Origin of the sequence: Planobispora rosea (assembly GCF_014648175.1) — a bacterium.
Taxonomy (GTDB): Bacteria; Actinomycetota; Actinomycetes; order Streptosporangiales; family Streptosporangiaceae; genus Planobispora; species Planobispora rosea.
This window is the reverse complement of the sequence record NZ_BMQP01000035.1, coordinates 1-20440: the sequence shown is the minus strand read 5'-3', so window position 1 is coordinate 20440 and position 20440 is coordinate 1. Positions and strand designations below refer to the sequence as shown.

The following is a 20440-nucleotide window of genomic DNA, read 5'->3' as shown; positions in this document are numbered from 1 at the left end:
ATGCGCATGTGAGGAAGCCGTTGGCAGGACGCCTGCCAACGGCTTCGTAGCGCAGGTCCCGGGAGAGTCGCGGCCTGGAGGGGCCCAGACCCCGCGGGGACTGTGTCCCGTCAGGCTCGCGCCGCGCTCTGCTCGCCGTGGTCGTAGGCGGCCGGGTCGAAGGGTGCGCACTCGTCTCGGAAACGGTGGGCGAAGTCCGGCCAGGACAGCGTCGCTCGCCCGTTGCGGGGGTCGAGGTACCAGCTGCTGCATCCGCCCCGAATGATCACCGTTTCGGCGGCCCCCTCGTCCAGACGCTTCGCGAAGGCGTTCTCAATGTCAGAAGAGACTTCCAGGACCCGCCCGTCGTGTGCCGAGCGCCAGTCCAGCGCCGCGAGAAGGTGGTCGATCTGGGCTTCGATCATGTAGATGACCGAGTTGTGGCCCAGGCTCGTCCCTGGCCCGTTGAGTAGGAAGAGATTGGGGAAGCCGGCCGTGGCGATCGACTTGTAGGCCTGCATTCCGTTCGACCAGTGGTCGGCGAGAGCGTTCCCCCCACGCCCGAAGATCCGGTACGACGACGGGAGGTCGTAGGTCTCGAAGCCGGTCGCGACGACCAGGACATCGAGCTCAAACGCCTCTCCCGCGGCGCTGAACGCCGTCGAGCCTTCCACCCGTTCCAGGGCCGCCGCTTCGAGGTGCACGTTGGGCCGCTGGATGGCCGGGTAGTAGTCGTCGGACAGCAGGATCCGCTTGCAACCGATCGTGTAGTCGGGGGTGAGCTTCGCGCGCAGCTCAGGGTCGGATACCTGCTTATCGAGGTGGCTCAACGCCTGCCAGCTGGCCTCTGCGAGGTAGTCGTCGATGAGGCGGCGGGCGGCGAAGCGGGAGTCGTTGTACCAGAACAACATCTCCCGCATCTCCTCGACCGTGCGCTGATCGCGGCGGAAGAGATTCTTCTCCGCTTCGGAGAAGACACGGTCCCGGCGGGGCTGGATGTAGGGCGCCGAACGCTGGAACACGACGAGCTGATCGGCGATCTCTGCGAGCTGTGGAACGATCTGGATCGCCGAGGCTCCGGTTCCCACCACGCCGATGCGCTTTCCAGCCAGCGGGAAATCGTGGTTCCATCGGGCGGAGTGGAACAGCTCGCCGGTGAAGGTCTCCAGGCCTGGCACCTCGGGCAATTTGATGTCCGTCAGGTGTCCGGTCGCGGCGACCAGGACGTCACCGTAGAACTCGCCTTGCGGCGTCCGGACCGTCCAGCGGTGGTCGTTCTCATTCCAGCGGGCCTCGAGCATCTCGGCGCCGAAGCGCAGGTGTGGTCCCAGGCCTTCTTCTCGGGCCGCCGCCCGCAGGTAATCCCAGATCTCCTGACCGGGTGAGAACATCCGCGACCAGTCAGGGTTCGTCCGGAAGGAGTAGGAGTACAGCGGCGAGGGAACGTCACATGCCACACCTGGGTAGGTGTTGTCCCGCCACGATCCGCCGACATCATCGGCTCGTTCCAGGATGACGAACGAGCTCTCGCCGCGCCGGCGGAGCTGGATGCCGAGGCCGAGGCCGGAGAATCCGGCGCCGACGATGATCACTGAAACGTCGCGCAACGCGTCTGGGGTGGAAGTGGGCACATCAAGCTCCTTCGGATGGAGGTACGGGGTGCGGGTCAGGGTCGGCGGGTCGGCAGAATCGCGCCCGCGGGGTACTGGTTCGGGTTGGCGTTGAACGCTGCGATCAGGTGCACCAGTTCGGCGGGCCGCTCGACGACCATCGCGTGGCCGGAGGTGACTTCGGTGTATCGGGCGTCCGCGATGGCGCCGAAGAGCCGCTTGGACTGCCTGAACGGCGTCATCAAGTCGTCCGTGCCGGCGACGATGAGGGTCGGGCAGGCGATCTTCGGCGCGACATCGGTGAGGTCCACGTGTCGGTTGATCTCCATCTGGGCTGCCATGAGGTCGTCGGTCCGGAAACTCGACACGAGCGCTTCGATCTCACCGTCGCTCAACATCGCCAGGAGAGGCGCGCTGAAGGCGCAGAAAGCCTGGTAGCGCCGGAGCGCTTCGACGTCCGACTGCCGCAGGGCCCGCCAGATGTCGTTGCGCAGCTTCTGCTGCGCGTCAGTCTTCAGCCAGCCGGCCATCAAGATCAGTCCCCCCACCAGGTCCGGTCGGGTGCCGGCGGCGGTGGCGGCGACCACCGCGCCGAGCGAGTAGCCGGCGAGGGTCACGGGCCGGTCGGGAAGGACCTTCTCGATCACCGCCTGGACCTGCTCCGCCATCCGGATCTGTCCTTCGTCCGGCGGGCCCTGCGGGGTGGCCAGGTCCACTGCCACTACTCTCTGCTTGGCCGCCAGCATGGGGAACAGGAAGCCGAAATGGCTGCGGGCGCTGCCGCCGGTTCCGTGGACCAGCACGATGGGCGGAAGACCGCTGTGCTCGTCGACCGAATCGAAGAAGTTCACCTCAAGGTCACCGATGTGAAGTGAGCCGTGGTTCTCTTTGACGTCTCCGGCAGTTGCCGGAACCGTGCTAGCCGTTGACATAGCTCTCCTTGCCAAGGTTTATGATCATGTGCTGTTACGGTCCGCCGGTCCTCACCGCCTCGCGGACGGGGTGGGCCTCAACCGGTGACGGTCAGCGCACGGAATCGGCTGCCGTGGAAGACGAGCGGCGGTCGAGCGGGATCGCCGAGCAGGGACACCCGCTGGGAAAGCAGCTCTTCCACTGCCACGCCGGCGGCGAAGAGGTGAAACCACCCTCCGCCTCGTCATCCACCCCCGGACCTGCTGATCCGCGAGCGGGTTTATGACTGCTCCGACTATCGGCCAGTGTCGGCGCTGCTCATTGAGCAGGCGCGCCAGGGCATAGGACGGCTCTGTCATCCGGCCGGACGAGGCATGCCGCTTCGCGTTTCGGTCGCGATCATGGCGGTCTGCTTTTCATGGTGCTTCTCCGTGGCGGTGCGGTCGGGCGCAGATCGTGCCCGCTTTTCCGCCCCGTGCCGATGTGGCATCGGGTAGGAGGCCAACGGATCTCACTGAGGTCGATCGGAATGCGGCCAATGATTTATCTGCCGTCCCGGAGACGTGGCGTCTTGACGAGTGCGGCCGCCACGGCGGCCCCGGCGAAGAAGACGGCCCCGAGCAGGAAGATCTTGTTGTAGACGTCCTCGGTCGGCAATTCGATCGGTCCTGTCCCGGTGACGACCATCTTGACGTCGCTCACCAGCAGAGCCCCCACCACTGCTGCGCCGACGGCCCCGCCGATGGTGCGCGTGATCGAGTTGATCGAGTTAGCGACCCCGGTCTCTTCCGGCCGCACGTGCGCGACCAACAACACCGGCATTGAGGCATAGGCAGCGGCGATGGCGAGGTCACCGACCATGATGGCGATCACGACCTCGGCGGTCGTGGCATGCCGGAGCGTGAACATGAGCATCGCCCCGAGACCGACGAGGCTGCCCAACACCAGAATGATCTTGGGGCCGAATCGCTGAACCAACGATCCGAGGATGGGACCGGCCAGAATGGCGGCGATAGCACCCGGCAACATGTAGACGAACGCCGTGCGGAGACCGTCTGCGGCGAAGCCGTATCCAGAACCGGTCGGCGCCTGAACGAAGTAGGTGGCTCCCATGTAGAGCACCAGCATGGCGAGACCGACACAGAAGCCGGCGATGTTCGCCGCCAGCACGGGGCCGTTCTTGAGCATGCCGACGGCGACCAGTGGTTGCGACGATCGAGCCTGAGACCAGACGAAGGCACAGAGTGCGAACGCCGCGATGCCGAAGAGTCCGAGCACGGGAGCCGAGGCCCACCCCCAGCGTTCACCTTGGGAGATCGGCAGCAGCAGCGCCAGGAGGCCCAAGGCCAGCAGCGCGGCGCCTGCATAGTCCACCCGTCCGCCCGGCCCGCGCCGTCGTGGAAGCCGCGTCGCGAGCAGCAGGACGAGGCAGCACAGCACCACGCTGAGCCAGAAGATGCGGCGATAGTCCGCGCCGTTCAGTGTCAGCAGCCCTCCCGCGACGAGGGCGAGACATCCGCCGACGCTCATCGCGGACGCGGTGATGGCCATGGAGCCGGCCAGCCGGTGTGACGGCATCTCCCGGTGGAGGACGCTCATGGCGAGCGGGAAGAGACCCAGGCTCACGCCTTGGAGCGCTCGCGCCAGGATCAGCAGTCCCACGCTGTGGGTGAGAGCCCCGAGAAGGCTGCCTGCCAGAGCCACGGTCAGCACGCCGATGAATGCCACTTTGTGGCCGTGGACGTCTCCCAGCCTTCCCATCAAAGGCGTCATGGCGGAAGCACTCAGCAGAACGACGGTGGTCGCCCATGCCACTGTGGTGAGCGAGGTATTCAACTGGCTGGCCATCAACGGCAAAGCCGGCACCACAGTGCTCTGGATCATCGACAAGAGGAATCCGGCGCTCGCCATCGTCAGCAGTACCAGCCGAGGAGATCCCTCCTCGGTGCCCTCCCGGTAGCGCTCCCGGCGCTGCCTGCCGCCTTTGGGCGCGGCATCGCCCAGGACGGGCTCCTTGGCATCTGCTTGTGTGGCGCCGCTGTCGTCAAGCACTTTCGGTCCCCCTCCGCAACCGGTCGGCGTGTGCGAACCTCGGCACCGCCCGGCATACGCCGAAAGTCTGGCCGTTGTGCCGATCTACGCATTGCGTCTGCGTGCCACGGTGTCGGCGCAGTGCGCCGCTGCGCACCGGTCTGCCTGCACGTCGGCCTTTCGGGACTTCGATGAAGCCGCTCCCAGTCCCTGGCCTGATCCGCATGGACAGGTTGCTCCGGACGGCCGCTCTTTTTGCGGGTACTCAGGCCAGCGCCTCCGCGATCACCTCTCCGACCAGCACAGCCGAGTTCGCCGGGCCGCGTAGGGGGGCGGCCGGCAGGATCGATGTGTCCGCGATGGTCAGGTTGGCCACTCCATGGACCGCGCCGCTCCCGTCCACGGCCGCCGCCGGGTCACCGGAGCGGCCCATCGGGACGGTCCCGCAGGTGTGCTGCGACGTGCCGAGCCGGGCGGCGATCCACTCGTCGAGCCCCGTGTCGTCCAGATCGACGACCTCGGCCCGCTCGGCGGTCAGCTCGGCGAACGCGGCCGATCCCAAGATCGCCGCTGTCGCCCTGACCGCTTGGCGCAGCCGTCGGCGATCTTCCGGTTCGGCCAGATAGCCGTAGCAGATGCGGGGTGGAGTATCCAGGTCGGGCGAGAGCGCGCGCAACCGGCCGAGCGGCCGGGGAGTCTGCACCGAGACGAGGAACGCATGCGGCGCCCCCGGCGCCGTGGTCTGGCCCCTGACGAGTCCCGCCATAGGCACGAGCGACTGGAGGATCTCCAGGTCGCCAGGCTCGCCTCCCCCCGAGCCCAGGTGGAGCGCCCCGCCCAGCCAGCTGTCCTCGGGCTCCGGCAGCGTACGGTTGGGCACCCACTCGACGACGACCTGTGGATGGTCGCTGAACGCGGCGCCGATGGCCGGAAGGTCGTGGACGACCTGGATTCCGGCGGCGGTCAGCACCTCGGCCGGGCCGATCCCCGACACCTGCAGCAGGTGCGCCGAGCCGAACGCCCCGGCGCACACAATGACCCGGCCTGCCTCGATCACCTCGGCATGACCGTCCCGGACCGCCAGGACACCCGTCGCGCGCAGACCGCCCGGTCCCCGTCGCAGCACGATGGAACGCACGGTGCAGTCGCCGTGTACGGCGAGGTTCGGCCGGGAGATGACGCCCAACAGGTAGGCGGCCCCGGTGTTGATCCGCACGCCGCAGGCCACATTGGTGGGAACCGGCCCGAAACCCGGGGGACCTTGGGCGTTCTTGTCGGCTTCTGCGGTATGGCCCAGTTCCCGTGCGGCCTCCGCGAAGGCGTGCGCGGCGGGGTGGGTGAGCGAAGTCCGCCGGACCTTGATCGGCCCGGTCCCGCCGTGCAGGTCCGACTCCCCCATGTCGAGATCGTTCTCCAGCCGCCGCAGCAAAGGAAGCGCCGCCTCGTAGGACCAGCGGGCATCTCCGGAGGCCGCCGCCCAGCGGGCGAAGTCGGACTTCCGTGCCCGGATGAAGTAGCCGCCGTTGACCGTCGTCGAGCCGCCGAGCACCTTCCCGCGAACCGCCATATAGGGCCGCCCCGGCGCGAGCTCTGCCGGATAAGCGTTCGTGGTGGTCAGACGGGGCCGTGCACCTGGCACCAGCCGCGCGTCGAGAAGGTCGGCGGAGAATCCGCCGACCGGGACCGGCCCTGCTTCGAAGACCAGCACCGACCGGCTCCGATCGGCGCTGAGCCTCGCCCCGAGCACCGCACCCGCTCCCCCGGCCCCGACGATCAGCACGTCGGGGCGGCCGTCGACCGCCGGGACCGAACGGAGGCCCATTGACCCCACCCCATTTCTCTCGCGCTTGATGCCTTTCACATCCCGGCAGGAGTCGCGGGAGCGGTGTGAGGACCGGATAGACGAAAGGCGGTTCCGGGGAGACCGGGGTGAAGGAACCGACCGCCGTTCCATCCGGGATACCGCTGTCGCCCCACTTGGCGGTACAAGCTCCGCGCGCCATGGACGGTGTTCCGACTATCGGTCGCAGCGTCCACAACTCATTGGGCGAACGCGCCAAGACGTTGGACGGGGCTGCCGCCCTGCATGCTCTGTCCTGCGTGACGGCCGCACCTCAGGTTGAACCGCCCCGGCTTCGGTGGAGACCTCAGGAGTTGATTCCAGCGGGTTCGCTGGGGTGGTGTTGAGCGTAGTAGAGGGCTTCGTACTCGTCCGGCGGGATGGTGCCGATGGCCGTGACGCGACCTTCCGATCCGGCCGACTGGTCGACCATGGACTTCCTTGCCCTGCCGTCCAGCCGAAACCCCGTCCGTAGCGACGGACGCCTTGCTTCTACAAGCTGGCACTCGTCGTCAATGATCCCGCGGCCGCCGATGCCAGAGTCGGATCAGGACGCGGCGTTCCGCACGATCGGATCGCGGACGCGGTCCGAGAACTCTGGTCTCGCGCAGGAGGAAGTGGCATGGTGTCGCAGTGGAGCGCGTCGAAGACGGCGCTGGACCGGGCGCAGCGAAGCATCGGTGGAGGCGTGACGTCGAGCGTGCGCAGCTCGGTCAAGCCCCACCAGATCTACTTCGCTTCGGGTAACGGACCGCGCATCGTCGACATCGAGGACAACAGCTATATCGACTACGTCCTGGGCTGGGGGCCGCTCCTGCTGGGACATGCGCACCCGCAGGTCGGCGCGGCGGTCAAAGCGCAGCTCGATCGGGGAACCCTGTTCGGCGGCGGGAACCTCACCGAGATCGTCGCGGCCGAGAAGTTCCTCGCCGCGCTGGGATGGGCCGAGCGGCTGCTGTGGTCCAATACCGGCACCGAGGCTGTGCAGATCGCACTGCGCCTGGCGCGTTCCCACACCGGCCGCGATGTCGTCATCAAGCTCGGCGGCGGGTACCACGGCTGGCATGACACCGTCTTCGCCAGCGTCGTCGTCTACGGTGGCGGGGGAAGCGCCATCCCGCATTCTGCGGGGCAGCCCGCGTCCTCGCTGGCCGACCTGCGAGTCGGCCTCTACAACGACCTCGACGCCTGTGCGGCGCTCTTCGCCGCCGAACCCGGCCGGGTCGCCGCGGTCCTGGTGGACCCGACCTCGTCCAACACCGGAAGCGTGGTTCCCGCTCCGGGCTTCCTCGAGGGCCTGCGCCGCCTGTGCGACGAGCACGGAGCCCTACTGATCTTTGACGAGGTCGTCTCCGGGCTACGGCTCGGCCTCGCCGGCGCGACCGGACGATTCGGGGTCACCCCCGACCTGGCGACCTTCGGCAAGGCCATCGGCGGCGGGTTGGGGGCCTCCGCGGTGGCGGGACGCGCCGACATCATCGACCTCGTCACCCGGGACACCGTGCACTCGGGCACCTTCAACGGCAACCCGCTGGCCATGGCGGCGGTCGACGCCACGATGGACGTGCTCAGCGCGGACGGGGTGTACCCGCAGATCGAGAACACCAGCCGGACTCTCGTGGAAGGCATCCGGGCTGCCGCGGCCAAGACCGGGCATACCATCGCCGTCCACGGCATCGGCGCGACCGCGCTCGTCGCGCCCGGCCTGCCGGAGATCACCGGCCCGGACGACTTCATCACCGCCGACTGGCACTGGTGGGACGACCTCCTCGTTCCGGAGATGCTGGCCCGCGGCATCTATCTGCTTCCCCATGGAAGGCTCTTCCTGTCCACCGAACACGGCCCGGCCGAGGTCGCCGAGACCGTCGCCGCCTTCGCCGAGGTCTTCGCCATGCTGCCGCCCCCGCGCGTCACCTCCTGATCCGGCGCCTTAGAGGATGTCCTATGGGGTGAGCCGGGCGTCAGTCAGGCATGGGTAAGAGCGTGTGGCGGTGAATCGCTTCCGGGTGGATCCGGGGAGATCACCCGGCCGTTGCTGTCGTCGGCGCAGCTGCACCCGCAAGGAGGGCGGGACGCGGAATGCGCCTGATGAAGCGGTGTTCGAGGCCATCATCTACCTGTTGATAGAGCGGGTGTGCGTGACAGGCTCTGCCGTCGCATTTCGGGACCTGAAAAGTCCGCCGCGCATCACCGGGGCCGTTCTCGAGACGGCCTGAAGCACGTTGACGAGATCCCGTCCGACCACCTCGATCGGACGGGATCTTACTGCGCTCCCGGATGGCGTGGCTGTTGACGGGCTCTTCCGAGCATGGATGACGGTCATGGAGAAGGGCACTGACGATGTGCGGCCATGCGGGCGCACCACAGACCGGCCGGTCGGCATGTTGTGGAGGCGGTGATCCCGCCGGCAGCTCGACAGTCGGTCGCGGGAAGTCACCCCGACTCGGGCGGGCCGTCGCCTCGTCCCGGGAAGTGATCAACCGTTCCTTGGTCCGCCGACAGGTTGACACCGCTCGTGAGCACCCCTCACCGCTTCCTCATCCGGTCGCGAGCCCCCCGGGGGGGCAGGCTGCGCCGAGCGGTGCTCGACAAACTTGCCGCTCCTGAGCTGCTCGGCCTTGCCCGCATCGTGCCGGACTCGGCCCACCTGCGGGCGAAAAGGGGCGAACAGACATGAGACCGCCTATGAACTCGGCAGCGTTCTGGTAGTCGCAGATCGCGGCGATCCCTGAATCGCCCGGTTCAGCGCACAAGAGCTTGCCCGGCGTCGGGGACCGGCTCAGCCGACGACCGACGCGGCCCATTTGTAGTCGGGCTTGCCGACGGCCGTGCGCTTCACCTCGGTGACGACCTTGATCTTGCGAGGCAGCTTGAAGCCGGCGATCCGGTCGGCCAGGAACGTGTTGAGCTCCTCCAGAGAGACCTCCTTGCCCGGGTGAGCAGAGACCACCGCCGCGACCTTCTGGCCGAACCTCTCGTCGGGTACGCCGACGACGATCGCGTCGGAGATATCGGGATGCTCCTTGATGGACGCCTCCACTTCCTCCGGGAAGATCTTTTCGCCACCGCTGTTGATTACCAAGGAGCCACGGCCGAGCAACACGATCGTTCCGTCAGGCTCAAGAGTGGCGAAATCTCCGGGAATCGACCAGCGGGTGCCCTGGCTGTCGGTGAAAAAGGTGGCCGCGGTCTTGGCCGGGTCGTTGTAGTAGCCAAGGGGAATGTGCCCGCTGCGGGCCAGCTTGCCGATCTCGCCGGGTGCGACGACCCGCAGCTCGTCATCGAGCACGGTGCAGTCGGGCCCCATCCTGAACTTGGCGGTCCCGCTGCTCCTGCCATCGGCGGAGGTGCCGCCGACACCGGTCTCCGAGGCGCCGTAGTTATCGACGAAGCGGACGTCAGGGAGATGGCTGCGGAGCGCATCGCGGACGGCGGGGGTCAGCGGTGCTCCACCGGACGAGAGTGCGTACAGCGAATCGGTGTCGTACCGGCCGTTGGCCAGCTGCTCAGCGATCGGGCGGCCCATGGCGTCGCCCACGATCATCAATACGTTCGCGCCCTCCGCGGACAGCAGGGCCAGCGCCTCCTCGGGAGCGAACGCACGCTCGGTGTAGAGCACGACTTTGGCCCCGACGAACAGGCCCATGAGCGTCATCCACTGACCGGCCCCGTGCATCACCGGCGCGCAGTTCAAGATGACGGCGCCGGGCTTGTTGGCGGCCTCCGCGAGCTGAGCGGGGTGCGATATCGGGGTGTTCAGGGAGCTGCCGCCCCCGAGCGCGCCGAAGAAGATGTCCTCGCAACGCCACTCCACCCCTTTCGGGTAACCCGTCGTGCCGCCTGTGTACATGATGTAACGGTCGTCACTGGAACGTGGCGGGAAATCGTCGTGGGGTGAGGCCGCCGCGAGCGCCTCCTCATAGGGCACTGCGCCGGGGATCGTCTCGTCGCCGCCGTCCTCGAGGACCATGACGTGGCTCAGCTTCGGCAGCTCGTTGCGGACCTCCTCGACACGGGCGAGCAGGGAGCGTTCCCCGATGATCGCGACGGAGTCGGAATCAACGAGGACGTGCCGGAGCTCACCTGCGACATAGCGGTAGTTGACCGGGATCGGCACCGCTCTGATCTTGTGTATCCCGAACATCGACTCCAGCCACTCGGCCCGGTTGTACGCCAGGATCGCCACATGATCGCCCGGCCTGATACCCACTTGCGCCAGGTGGTGGCCGACCCTGCTCGCCCGCGCGCTCAATTCCCCATAGGACAGCCGCACATCGCCGGCGACCAGCGCCGGCCTGTCCGGGTCCGCTGTCGCGACGATCTCCAGGAGATCGGCCAGGTTATAGGTGCGCTCGGTCACGGAAGACTCCTCATCTTCGTTCCGGGTGGGCGGGGAAGGGGATGGGCCGGGGCAGAGGTGTCGACCAGGAGTCTTCTCTTCGGCTTGGCGGCCTCAAGCTCAGGACGGCCGGGCATGTATCTGGCGAAAAGAACGGGCCGCCACCCCCGTCGTCCGGCTGATCGATCACCCGGCCGAGGATGGCGGCAGGTCTCCTGGTGGGGGTGCGTTCAGACACGCAGCCGTCTTCGGGGGACACGGGGAGCCGTTGAGCTGTCGGCCGGTCCGCCGAGCTGTGCCCACCGGCTCGAAGGAATCTGCTCTCGTGTTCAGGGACCGAAGCAGAGGGATGCCGGCGCAGGTCCGAGCCCGAGGCATCCCATCCGCTCGTTGCGCGTCAGAAAAAGCCGAGCCGCTGCGGAGCGTAGCTGACCAGCAGATTCTTGGTCTGCTGGTAGTGGTCGAGCATCGCTCGGTGGTTCTCGCGCCCGATGCCGGACTGCTTGTAGCCGCCGAACGCGGCGTGGGCCGGGTAGGCGTGGTAGCAGTTCGTCCAGACGCGGCCGGCCTTGATCGAACGGCCCAGCCGGTACGCCGCGGAACCGTCCCGGGTCCAAACTCCGGCGCCCAGGCCGTACAGCGTCTCGTTGGCGATCTTCAGAGCCTCATCGGTGGAGTCGAAGGTGGTGACCGACACGACGGGACCGAAGATCTCCTCCTGGAAGATCCGCATGTCATTGGTGCCCTTGAAGACCGTTGGCTCGATGTAGAACCCGCCCTCCAGGCCCTCCACGGTCCGCGAGCCTCCACCGGTCAGCACCTGGGCGCCCTCGGCGCGGCCGATGTCGAGGTAGGACAGGATCTTCTCGTACTGGTCCCGGGATGCCTGCGCGCCGATCATGGTGGCCGGATCCAGCGGATTCCCCCTGACGATGGCCTTGGTGCGCGCGAGGCAGCGCTCCATGAACTCGTCGTAGATGGATGAGGCGATCAGCGCGCGGGAGGGGCAGGTGCACACCTCGCCCTGGTTGAGGGCGAACATCACGAACCCCTCGACCGCCTTGTCGAGGAAGTCGTCGTCGGCGGCCATGACATCGGGCAGGAAGATGTTCGGGCTCTTGCCCCCCAGCTCCAATGTCACCGGGATGATGTTCTGTGATGCGTACTGCATGATCAGGCGGCCGGTGGTGGTCTCGCCGGTGAAGGCGACCTTGGCGACCCGCGGGCTGGACGCCAGCGGCTTGCCCGCCTCGACGCCGAACCCGTTGACCACGTTGAGCACACCGGGCGGCAGCAGGTCGGCGATCAGCTCGACTAGCAGCAGGATGCTGGCGGGGGTCTGCTCGGCGGGTTTGAGGATCACGCAGTTGCCCGCGGCCAGCGCGGGAGCGAGCTTCCAGGTGGCCATGAGCAGCGGGAAGTTCCACGGGATGATCTGGGCGACCACCCCCAGCGGCTCGTGGAAGTGGTAGGCGACGGTGTCCTCGTCGAGCTGGCTGATACCGCCCTCCTGGGCGCGGATCACGCCGGCGAAGTAGCGGAAGTGATCGACGACCAGAGGCAGATCGGCGGCCAGCGTCTCGCGGACCGGCTTGCCGTTCTCCCAGGTCTCGGCGACGGCGAGCTTCTCGAGGTTCTCCTCCACCCGGTCGGCGATCCGGTGCAGGATCAGGGCGCGCTCAGCGACAGAGGTGGCAGCCCACTTGTCGGCGGCGGCGTGCGCGGCGTCCAATGCGAGTTCGACGTCGGCGGCTCCGGATTGGGCCACCCGGGTGAAGACCTGTCCGTCCACCGGGGACAGGTCTTCGAAGTAGCGGCCATCCGCCGGGGGCACGAAAGTGCCGCCGATGAAGTTGTCGTAGCTCTTGGCGTAGGAGACGATGCTGCCTCCGCTGCCCGGCTTGGCGTAGACCATGGACTTCCTCCTCATTCACAAGCCCGGATGCGGGCTTGCGGTGCGAACACTTTGCGGTGCGCAGGCCGCCGAAACGTTCTCGTCAGGCGCGTAAGTCGTTCAGGGCTGCGTTGATCCGCGCGGCGGCGGGCGAGCGCTCCCGATGGAGCGATGCGCGGGTGCCAGACCTGCGACTTTCGTCCCTTGCGGATGGGCGCCGGTGGGCGCCGGTGGGCCTCAATCTGCCTGAGCAGGACGGTCTACTCGTTGAAGTAGCGCGCCAGCCGGTAGTTCCGGGATGCCATTCCCCGACCTCCCCCAGCAGGGCCGGCGCGGTGACGGCGACGGAAGGTGGACGACGCCCCGCTGGGGATGCCGGGCCATCTGGTCGATAGGCGGTTACAGCTGGCTGGAACTTGTCGCATGCGTGCGATTTGACGGCGCTGTGGGCCAATAGACGTCACTTTGCTTTCACGCAGAATCGACTGCGGACCGAGCCGGAAGCAGCCCGTCAGCGCTCTGATGCTCCTTCAAGAAAACGACGGCAGGGCATGGGCCGTCTCCAGAGATGGAGATGTGCGCTGACAGGAGCTTCATCCCGCCCGGTGGCGTGCCGCCTGGATCGCAATGACGGGGCATGGCTCGCCGCCATCGACGTCGACCTGGCCGCGACCCGGCGGACGTGCAAAGCGGCGCCCGGCGATGCCCGAAGCGGGCAACGGCGGCTCCACGGTAATTCGAACCCGCCATCGAGACAGCCGTGTCGAGGCACGAACGCGACTGCCACGATGGTCCTACCTCAAAGGTGAGAACATGCAAACTCGGGCAGCGGTCTTGTGGGAACAGAACAAGCCCTGGCACGTTGAGGACATCGAGCTGGACGACCCGAAGGCCGGCGAGGTCAAGGTCAAGCTCGCGGCCTCCGGGCTGTGCCACTCTGACGAGCACATCCTCACAGGCGACATGGTGCTCAACCCGGAAACCTCAGCGCTGACGGGCGTCGAGCAGTTCCCCATCATCGGAGGCCACGAGGGCGCGGGGGAGGTCGTCGAGGTGGGCCCCGGGGTGACGACCCTGAAGGAGGGCGACCACGTCGTCCTGTCCTTCATCCCGGCATGCGGACGCTGCCCGTCTTGTGCGCGCGGCTATCAGCATCTGTGCGACCTCGGCGCGTTCCTGCTGGCCGGACGTCAGATCACCGACATGACGGCCCGGCATCACACGGCGGACGGCGTCGACCTCGGCATCATGGCCTGTGCGGGGACGTTCGCCCCGTACACGGTTGTGGCCGAGAGCTCCTGCGTCAAGATCGATGACTGGATTCCGCTGGACAAGGCCGCACTCATCGGGTGCGGCGTCACGACAGGTTGGGGTTCAGCGGTCAACGCAGCCGATGTACGCGCTGGGGAGACCGTGGTCGTCATCGGGCTGGGCGGGATCGGCATGGGTGCGGTGCAGGGTGCCGCACTCGCCGGCGCGCGTCACGTGCTGGCCGTCGACCTGGTCGAATGGAAGCGGGACAAGGCCATCGAGTTCGGCGCCACCCACACGGCGGCCTCCGTGGAGGAGGCTGTGGCCAAGGTCGGCGAGCTGACCTGGGGCGCGATGGCCGACAAGGCGATCCTGTGCACCGGCGTCGCGACCGGCGACCTCATCCACCCGATGATGAGCATGATCACCAAGGGCGGCCGGGGCGTCGTCACCGCGATCGGCCCGATCCACCAGGAGGACGTCAAGCTCAACCTGTTCGACCTGTCGATGCAGCGCAAGGAGCTCGTCGGCTGCATCTTCGGCAACGCCAATCCCCGTCGTGACATCCCCCGCCTGCTACGCCTCTACGAGGAAGGCCGGCTCAAGCTCGACGAGATGATCACCACGACCTACACGCTGGATGAGGTCAACCAGGGTTATCAGGACATGCGAGACGGCAAGAACATCCGCGGTCTCATCACCTTCTGACCGTCCCGGTGCCGCCTGTCTGCCTCGTCCAACCGGCCGACGCGTCCGTCCTATGGCGAACCGGGCGCTGGCCGACAGGGTCTTTTCAGGGGTGGGGGCGGTTTTTCCGGTGACCGACGGATTCTTCGGCGAGCGTCGGCTTGTGCGCGTCCACGCCCTCCGAAGGAACCAGAAGGCAACACGGTGAGTCCTCATGCGGGGTCCAGGCCCTGCAGGGGGTGAACCGAAGGAGGCTGTACATGTCGAAGCAGGCGCGCCGCCGGGCCCTCGTCGTAGGACTGGGCATCGCCGGAATCGCCACCGCCGTGCGGTTGCACCAGATCGGCTGGTCGCCGGTACTGCTGGAACGGGCCCCTGCGCGCCGCTCCAGTGGCTACTTCATCGCGCTGTTCGGCGCCGGCACCGCTTCCGCCCGGCGCCTGGGTGTGCTGGAGGCCATCGGGGACCGCACCCACCGCGATTTCGTCGCCTACGAGGTGAACCGAGCGGGACGCCGCCGCCCAGGGGTCGGGTTCGCCGACCTGCCCGGCCGGCCACGGACCCTGTTGCGCGGCGATGTGGAGCGAGGACTGTTCTCGGCGCTGCCCGACGATGTGGAGATCCGCTATTCCACTGTGCCGACGCGGTTCGTCCAGGACGACCAGGGTGTCGATGTCACCCTGCTCAACACTGCCACCGCCACCACGACCGCTGACCGATTCGATCTGGTCGTCGGTGCGGACGGGATGCGCTCCACCGTCCGCGAACTGGTCTTCGGCTCCCACTCGGAGTACCTGCACCCGCTGAACTACATGATCGGTGCCACCACGCTGGACGAACCGGTCGACGGCTTCTCCCCGAACGAAGGGCTGGTGCTGGCCGAACCCGGACGCTCGGTATGGACCTTCCCCTTCGACGATCGTCCCCCAGGCCTGCTCTTCTCCTATCGCACCGACGATGTCGATCGCGAGTTCTCCCGGCCGCCGAGCGAGTCCGTCCGCGCAGCCTTCGGCCCCGAACCTGCGGGTGCTCTGCTGGAGCACCTGCTGGCCAAGTACGAAGGGGCCACGGAGGTCCTGTTCGACTCGGTGAATCAGGTCAAGATGCCGCGCTGGCATCGCGGCCGGATCGTCCTGGTCGGCGACGCCGCCTGGTGCCTGTCCCTCTACTCGGGCATGGGAGCTTCCAGCGGCATCGCCGGGGGCGAACTCCTCGGCACCATGCTGGACCGCCACCCGGGCAACATGGCCGAAGCCCTGCGGAAATGGGAGGCTCGCATGCGGCCATTCGTCCTCCAGGAGCAGAAAGGTGCTCTGGAACTGCGCACGCTCTTCACTCCCCATGACCGCAAGGAACACCTTCACCGCAGCATCTGGCTGCGCCTGATACACACCCCGATGATCGGCTCCCTCATGGGCAGGATCATCGAAGACGGCGGAGAGATGGCGAACAAGAATTTCGACATCGCTGCGGCCTGACCAGCACGATGCCATGCTCACGTGGCCTGGCACTCGCGCACATCGAGACGGCACTCGGACTCAATGCCCGCCGGGCCGATCCGGGTGACCCTGGGACAACGAACACTTTCGGATGCCACCTGCGGTGATTACGGCTGAGGAGTCGACCGATGACGCACAACAATGCTGAGGTCCCCCTGGACGGACGTCTTCTTCGGACCGCGTTCGGAAAATTTCCCACGGGCGTGGTCGCGGTTTGCGCGATGCATGGGACGGAGCCGGTGGGCATGGCCGTCTCGGCGTTCATGCCGGTGTCGCTCGATCCGCCCCTGCTCAGCGTGTGTATCCAGTTGTCGTCGACGACCTGGCCGCGACTGCGGGAGGCGGGCGTGGTGGGCGTGAGCGTGCTGAGCCGAGCGCAGCAGGCCCACGCTCAACGACTCGCCTCTAAAGAGGCCGATCGATTCGCCGGCCTGGAGGTCACCCGGTTGCCCTCCGGGGCCGTCGTCGTCGGCGGCACTCACGCGTGGTTCGAGTGCGCGATTCGTGAGTCGCACCAGGCAGGCGACCACGAGATCGTCGTTCTGGAAATCCTCCGGCTCCAGGTTGAATCACATGCGGACGACCCCATGGTCTTCTTTGCCAGCGGCTTCCGCGGTCTCCGGCACGTGCAGGGCGTGAGTGCCGACAGTCTCGCCGGCCTCGAAGCCGCGCACTGGTGACCGACGCGTACGTCGAGGCTGATGCTCGAAGGCGTACCGCGGTCATGTGAGAGCGCGGGCGGGTCACGCCAACCGTTCCGGCGCCCCTGGCGCTCGGCTCCCCGTCCGTAGGTGTCGACGTGAGGTTCTGAAGCCTCCCATCCAGCGTTCGATCGATCCCATGGAGGGTCAAGAGTGAAATTTTCGATCTTGTGCGTTCCGTACGCGTTGGATTACGCGGCCGGTACGGACAGCGTCTCCGACGTCATCGCCTGGGACCTCCAAGTCGCTTCATGGGCCGATCAGTACGGTCTCGACGAAGTCTTCTTCGCCGAGCACCACACCCTTGGCCACGAGCCGAGTCCCGCGCCCGAACTGATGATCGCTGCGGCTTCGCAGACCACGACTCGCGTTCGGCTCGGAGCCCTTGGACATCTCATCCCATATCACAACCCTGTGGCGCTGGCTCACAGAATGATGTGGATGGATCATCTGACTGGCGGGCGATACGTCGCCGGTGTCGCTCCAGGCGCCTTTCCGACGGATGCACAGCTGTTCGGGACGGGCGGGGAGAACGCGCGCATGCTCGCCGAGGGTCTCGACATCATCCATGCGATCTTCACCAAGCCTGGGCCTTGGCGTATCGACGGGCGGTACTGGACCGCCGACATGCCCCAGTTCTCCTCCAGCGTGAACGGTCCGCATCTCAAGCCCTTCCAGAGGCCCCATCCCGAGATCCTGATGACCGGCATGCAACCCAGGTCACCGACTCTCGCCGAGGCGGGCAGGCGTGGTTACAGCCCGGTCAGCCAGGAAGTCTCAAGTGAGACGCTGATCCAGCACTGGGAGACTTATGCCGAGGCGGCCAAGAGCGCCGGGCACGTCCCAGACCGATCGAACTGGCGCGTCACGAGGGACCTCTGGCTCGCCGACACCGATGAAGAGGCCCGACAGCAGGCTCTGAGTGGCCCTCTGGGTGAGGTCTGGTCCGAGGTCAACCTCCCATTGTTCAAAGACCTCGGACTGGGCTCGCTTCTGGCGGGAACAGCCGTGCCCGAGCAGGACCTCTCCCTGGAATGGCTCGTGGACAACTTCTTCCTCGTCGGCTCGCCGGAGACGGTCGTCAAGAAGATCGAGAAACTCCATGCCGAGGTAGGCGGCTTCGGCACGCTCCTCATGGGTGCCCCGGGCCGCGGCCAGGAGCCGGAGAGGTACCGGCGTAGCCTCGAACTCCTCGGATCAGAGGTGGCTCCCCGGCTGTCCCACTTGGCGGTGGGCTCTTAGGGCCTGTACGGAGTCGAGATCAGAGGAATTCGTCTGCACTCTGGCCTCCGCTCCTGATAGGCCATGGCGTGTGGCGACTCACCAATGAGGAATAGTTCTTGATCGAACCTCATCTCCCCTGCGCGAGCGGAACTCGGTCCCGGACCTGCGGCAGCAGTTCAACTGGCGTCTTCGAGCGTCTGATGCAGGCGGTGATCGCCCAGGCCGCAGCCTGCGGGCAGGCCGATCTCAACCTGGTCAGCGTGGACTCCACCACGGCCCACGACTATCACCACACCGCCGGGATGGATCCTGGACGGCGAGGTGGCCACGGCGCTGCAGGAGGCCGCCGAGCAGGCAAAGGGGCTGCGTCAAAGGGGCAAAACCTCCAAGGTGGCGATTCCCGTGAAGACGGGGACCGGGCCGGACGTCGGCGGCTGCGGTTGTAGCGCAGGATCCGGCTGACGGCGGCCAAACTGGGCCGCTCTCAGGGTGGACTGACCAGCAAGGCCCATCTGGCGGCCGACCGCAGGAACCGCGGCTGTCGCGGTGGCGATTCATGGCTCTGGCCCACCTGGAGCTCCGCACTCTATACAGGCCCTAACCAGTTGCGCCGAGAAGGTCGAGACAAAGGCGGGTGGGGTGACCCTGGGAGTCCACCCCACCCGTAGCGTTGATTCAGACGCGGAAGTGCGCGATCGATCGGTCCAGGTCACGCGCCAGATCGGCGAGCTGCTGCGCTGCCCCGGCCGCCTGAACCGCGCCGGCGTTGGACTCCTCCGCCGCGTGCGAGACGTCGGTGACGCTGCGCGCGATGTGGTCCACGCCGGTGGCCGCCTGGCCGACGCTGCGGCTGATCTCCTGCGTGGTCGCCGTCTGCTCCTCCACCGCTGAGGCCACCGTGGTCTGGTGCTCGTTGATCTGCTCGACGATCCCGGTGATCTCCGACAGCGCCCGCGCGGCCTCGGTGCTGCTGGCCTGGATCGCGGCGATCTTGCGGCTGATCTCCTCGGTCGCCTTGGCGGTCTCCTGGGCTAGGTCCTTGACCTCGGTCGCCACGACCGCGAATCCCTTGCCCGCCTCACCGGCGCGCGCCGCCTCGATGGTGGCGTTCAGCGCCAGCAGGTTGGTCTGCTCGGCGATGCTGCTGATGACCTTGACCACGTCGCCCACCTCGGCACTGGCCGCACCCAGCGTGGCGACGGAGGCGTTGGTCTGGGCGGCGACGTTCATCGCCTGCTGGGCGACCTGGACCGCGCTGGCGGCGCTGCGCGAGATGTCGGCGATGGCGGCGTTCATCTCCTCGCTGGCCCCGGCCACGGTGGTGACGCTGGCCGAGACCTCATCGGCGGCCGCCGCGGCGCTGTGCGACTGCGCCGCGGTGACGGTGGCACCCGACTCGATGCGCGCCGCCAGGCCGGTCAGCTCACCGGAGGCGGCCGACAGCTGCCGGGCCTGGGTGAGCACCTGCTGCACACTGGCACGCATGGCCTCCAGCGAACGGCGCAACGCCCCGGCCATCACCCCGACCTCGTCACGGGTACCGGGGTCGGGCACCTCGACGGTCAGGTCGCCGTCGGCGACCGCGCTGAGGGCGTCGGCGACGCCGCGCAGCGGACGGCTGATCCCCCGCGCGACCCACACGGCCAGCGCCAGGCCGAGCAGCACGGCCCCCGACAGCAAGGCGACCGACAAGACCACGGCGCGGTCGTACTCGGCGTCCAGGTCGGCAGCGGTGGCGGCGGCCTCGCTCTTCTCGGCCTCCACCATCTCCTTGAGCAGAGCCTTGCACGCCTCCCAGAGCTCATCGGCCTGGCCAGTGTCCTTGATCGACACATAAGCCGCCACATCACCCTTGAGCGCGGCGGGCAGCATCTGCTGCTCGGCGATCGCGCTGTAGGCGCCGAAGCTGTCGACGAACTCCTCGACCTTGTCCGGGGCGGCGGCGACCGGCCGGTACTTCTCCAGCAGATCGTTGATGTTCTGGATGTCGCCGTCGACCTCGTCGAGCGTCTCCTGCATGGCCTCGGTGCCCGCCTTGCGCAGGGGGACCTCGTTCTGGTCCAGGCGCAGGACCCGGACCGCGTCGCGCAGGTCGGAGATCACCACCATCGGCTGGACATTGCCGGTGTAGATGGACTGGCCCGCCGAGCGCACGGTACTGGCCTGCACCAGCGTGGCGAGCGTGGCGGCCGATGAAACGAGCAGTGTGATCAACATTGCGGAAGCGATCTTCATGCCGATCGGCAGATCATTCCACAGCCGGCGCCTGCCCGCGTCCGTGCGCATGGTTGCAGCCTTCATGACGTCTCCTCAGTAGGAGCCCGGCAGCCTTCCGGGCTCCTCCTCCCATCGGTCCTCGCCCACCCGTACTGAGATGTCCCGAAAGATCTTTTGCTGTATCCACCCGATCCTCAGTGACTGTTGCGAAACGTCCTCCAAGAGAGTGAGCGTTCGTTGAAGATCACTCTCTTGT

The 20440-nt window shown here is 67.3% G+C and carries 13 protein-coding genes; 5 read left to right on the top strand and 8 right to left on the bottom strand.

Annotated features, from left to right (window positions below; translation table 11 throughout):
- Positions 1 to 110: 110 nt before the first annotated feature.
- From IEZ08_RS28335 to IEZ08_RS40370, 5 genes are all read right to left on the bottom strand, one after another.
- Positions 111 to 1610, bottom strand: coding sequence for a flavin-containing monooxygenase (locus IEZ08_RS28335; protein ID WP_189243331.1), 1500 nt, complete (start codon positions 1608 to 1610; stop codon positions 111 to 113).
- 35 nt (positions 1611 to 1645) lie between these two features.
- The gene (locus tag IEZ08_RS28330) at positions 1646 to 2440 is read right to left on the bottom strand and encodes an alpha/beta fold hydrolase (RefSeq protein ID WP_203863511.1); all 795 of its coding nucleotides are present in this window, start codon (positions 2438 to 2440) and stop codon (positions 1646 to 1648) included.
- A 604-nt stretch (positions 2441 to 3044) separates the two neighbouring features.
- Complete coding sequence (locus IEZ08_RS28325; RefSeq protein ID WP_189243329.1) at positions 3045 to 4553, bottom strand: MFS transporter; 1509 nt, start codon at positions 4551 to 4553, stop codon at positions 3045 to 3047.
- A 244-nt stretch (positions 4554 to 4797) separates the two neighbouring features.
- Positions 4798 to 6354: a mycofactocin dehydrogenase MftG gene (mftG, locus tag IEZ08_RS28320; protein ID WP_189243328.1), complete on the bottom strand. Its 1557-nt coding sequence runs from the start codon at positions 6352 to 6354 to the stop codon at positions 4798 to 4800.
- A gap of 325 nt (positions 6355 to 6679) precedes the next feature.
- Positions 6680 to 6805 (bottom strand): hypothetical protein, encoded by a 126-nt coding sequence (locus tag IEZ08_RS40370; RefSeq protein WP_268249370.1) that lies wholly within the window; start codon positions 6803 to 6805, stop codon positions 6680 to 6682.
- A gap of 189 nt (positions 6806 to 6994) precedes the next feature.
- On the opposite strand from IEZ08_RS40370, the gene IEZ08_RS28315 reads away from it, so the two are divergent.
- A complete protein-coding gene (locus tag IEZ08_RS28315) occupies positions 6995 to 8293 on the top strand; it encodes an aspartate aminotransferase family protein (RefSeq protein ID WP_068923795.1) in 1299 nt (432 codons plus the stop codon).
- 858 nt (positions 8294 to 9151) lie between these two features.
- Here IEZ08_RS28315 and IEZ08_RS28310 read toward each other — a convergent pair.
- Both IEZ08_RS28310 and exaC read right to left on the bottom strand, forming a co-directional pair.
- On the bottom strand, positions 9152 to 10732 hold the full coding sequence (locus IEZ08_RS28310; RefSeq protein WP_189243327.1) for an acyl-CoA synthetase: 1581 nt from the start codon (positions 10730 to 10732) through the stop codon (positions 9152 to 9154).
- 376 nt (positions 10733 to 11108) lie between these two features.
- Complete coding sequence (exaC, locus tag IEZ08_RS28305; protein WP_068923797.1) at positions 11109 to 12626, bottom strand: acetaldehyde dehydrogenase ExaC; 1518 nt, start codon at positions 12624 to 12626, stop codon at positions 11109 to 11111.
- Between the two features lie 792 nt (positions 12627 to 13418).
- Between exaC and IEZ08_RS28300 the strand changes: the two genes are divergently transcribed.
- The 4 genes from IEZ08_RS28300 to IEZ08_RS28285 all read left to right on the top strand — a co-directional run bounded on the left by IEZ08_RS28300 (position 13419) and on the right by IEZ08_RS28285 (position 17985).
- The gene (locus IEZ08_RS28300; protein WP_068923798.1) at positions 13419 to 14564 is read left to right on the top strand and encodes an NDMA-dependent alcohol dehydrogenase; all 1146 of its coding nucleotides are present in this window, start codon (positions 13419 to 13421) and stop codon (positions 14562 to 14564) included.
- A gap of 239 nt (positions 14565 to 14803) precedes the next feature.
- Positions 14804 to 16021 carry an FAD-dependent monooxygenase gene (locus IEZ08_RS28295; RefSeq protein WP_189243326.1) on the top strand — a complete coding sequence of 406 codons (1218 nt, stop codon included), beginning with the start codon at positions 14804 to 14806 and terminating at the stop codon, positions 16019 to 16021.
- Between the two features lie 149 nt (positions 16022 to 16170).
- On the top strand, positions 16171 to 16722 hold the full coding sequence (locus IEZ08_RS28290) for a flavin reductase family protein (protein ID WP_068923800.1): 552 nt from the start codon (positions 16171 to 16173) through the stop codon (positions 16720 to 16722).
- 174 nt (positions 16723 to 16896) lie between these two features.
- Positions 16897 to 17985, top strand: coding sequence for an LLM class flavin-dependent oxidoreductase (locus tag IEZ08_RS28285; protein WP_189243325.1), 1089 nt, complete (start codon positions 16897 to 16899; stop codon positions 17983 to 17985).
- A gap of 657 nt (positions 17986 to 18642) precedes the next feature.
- Here IEZ08_RS28285 and IEZ08_RS28280 read toward each other — a convergent pair.
- The gene (locus tag IEZ08_RS28280; RefSeq protein ID WP_189243324.1) at positions 18643 to 20268 is read right to left on the bottom strand and encodes a methyl-accepting chemotaxis protein; all 1626 of its coding nucleotides are present in this window, start codon (positions 20266 to 20268) and stop codon (positions 18643 to 18645) included.
- Positions 20269 to 20440 lie beyond the last annotated feature (172 nt).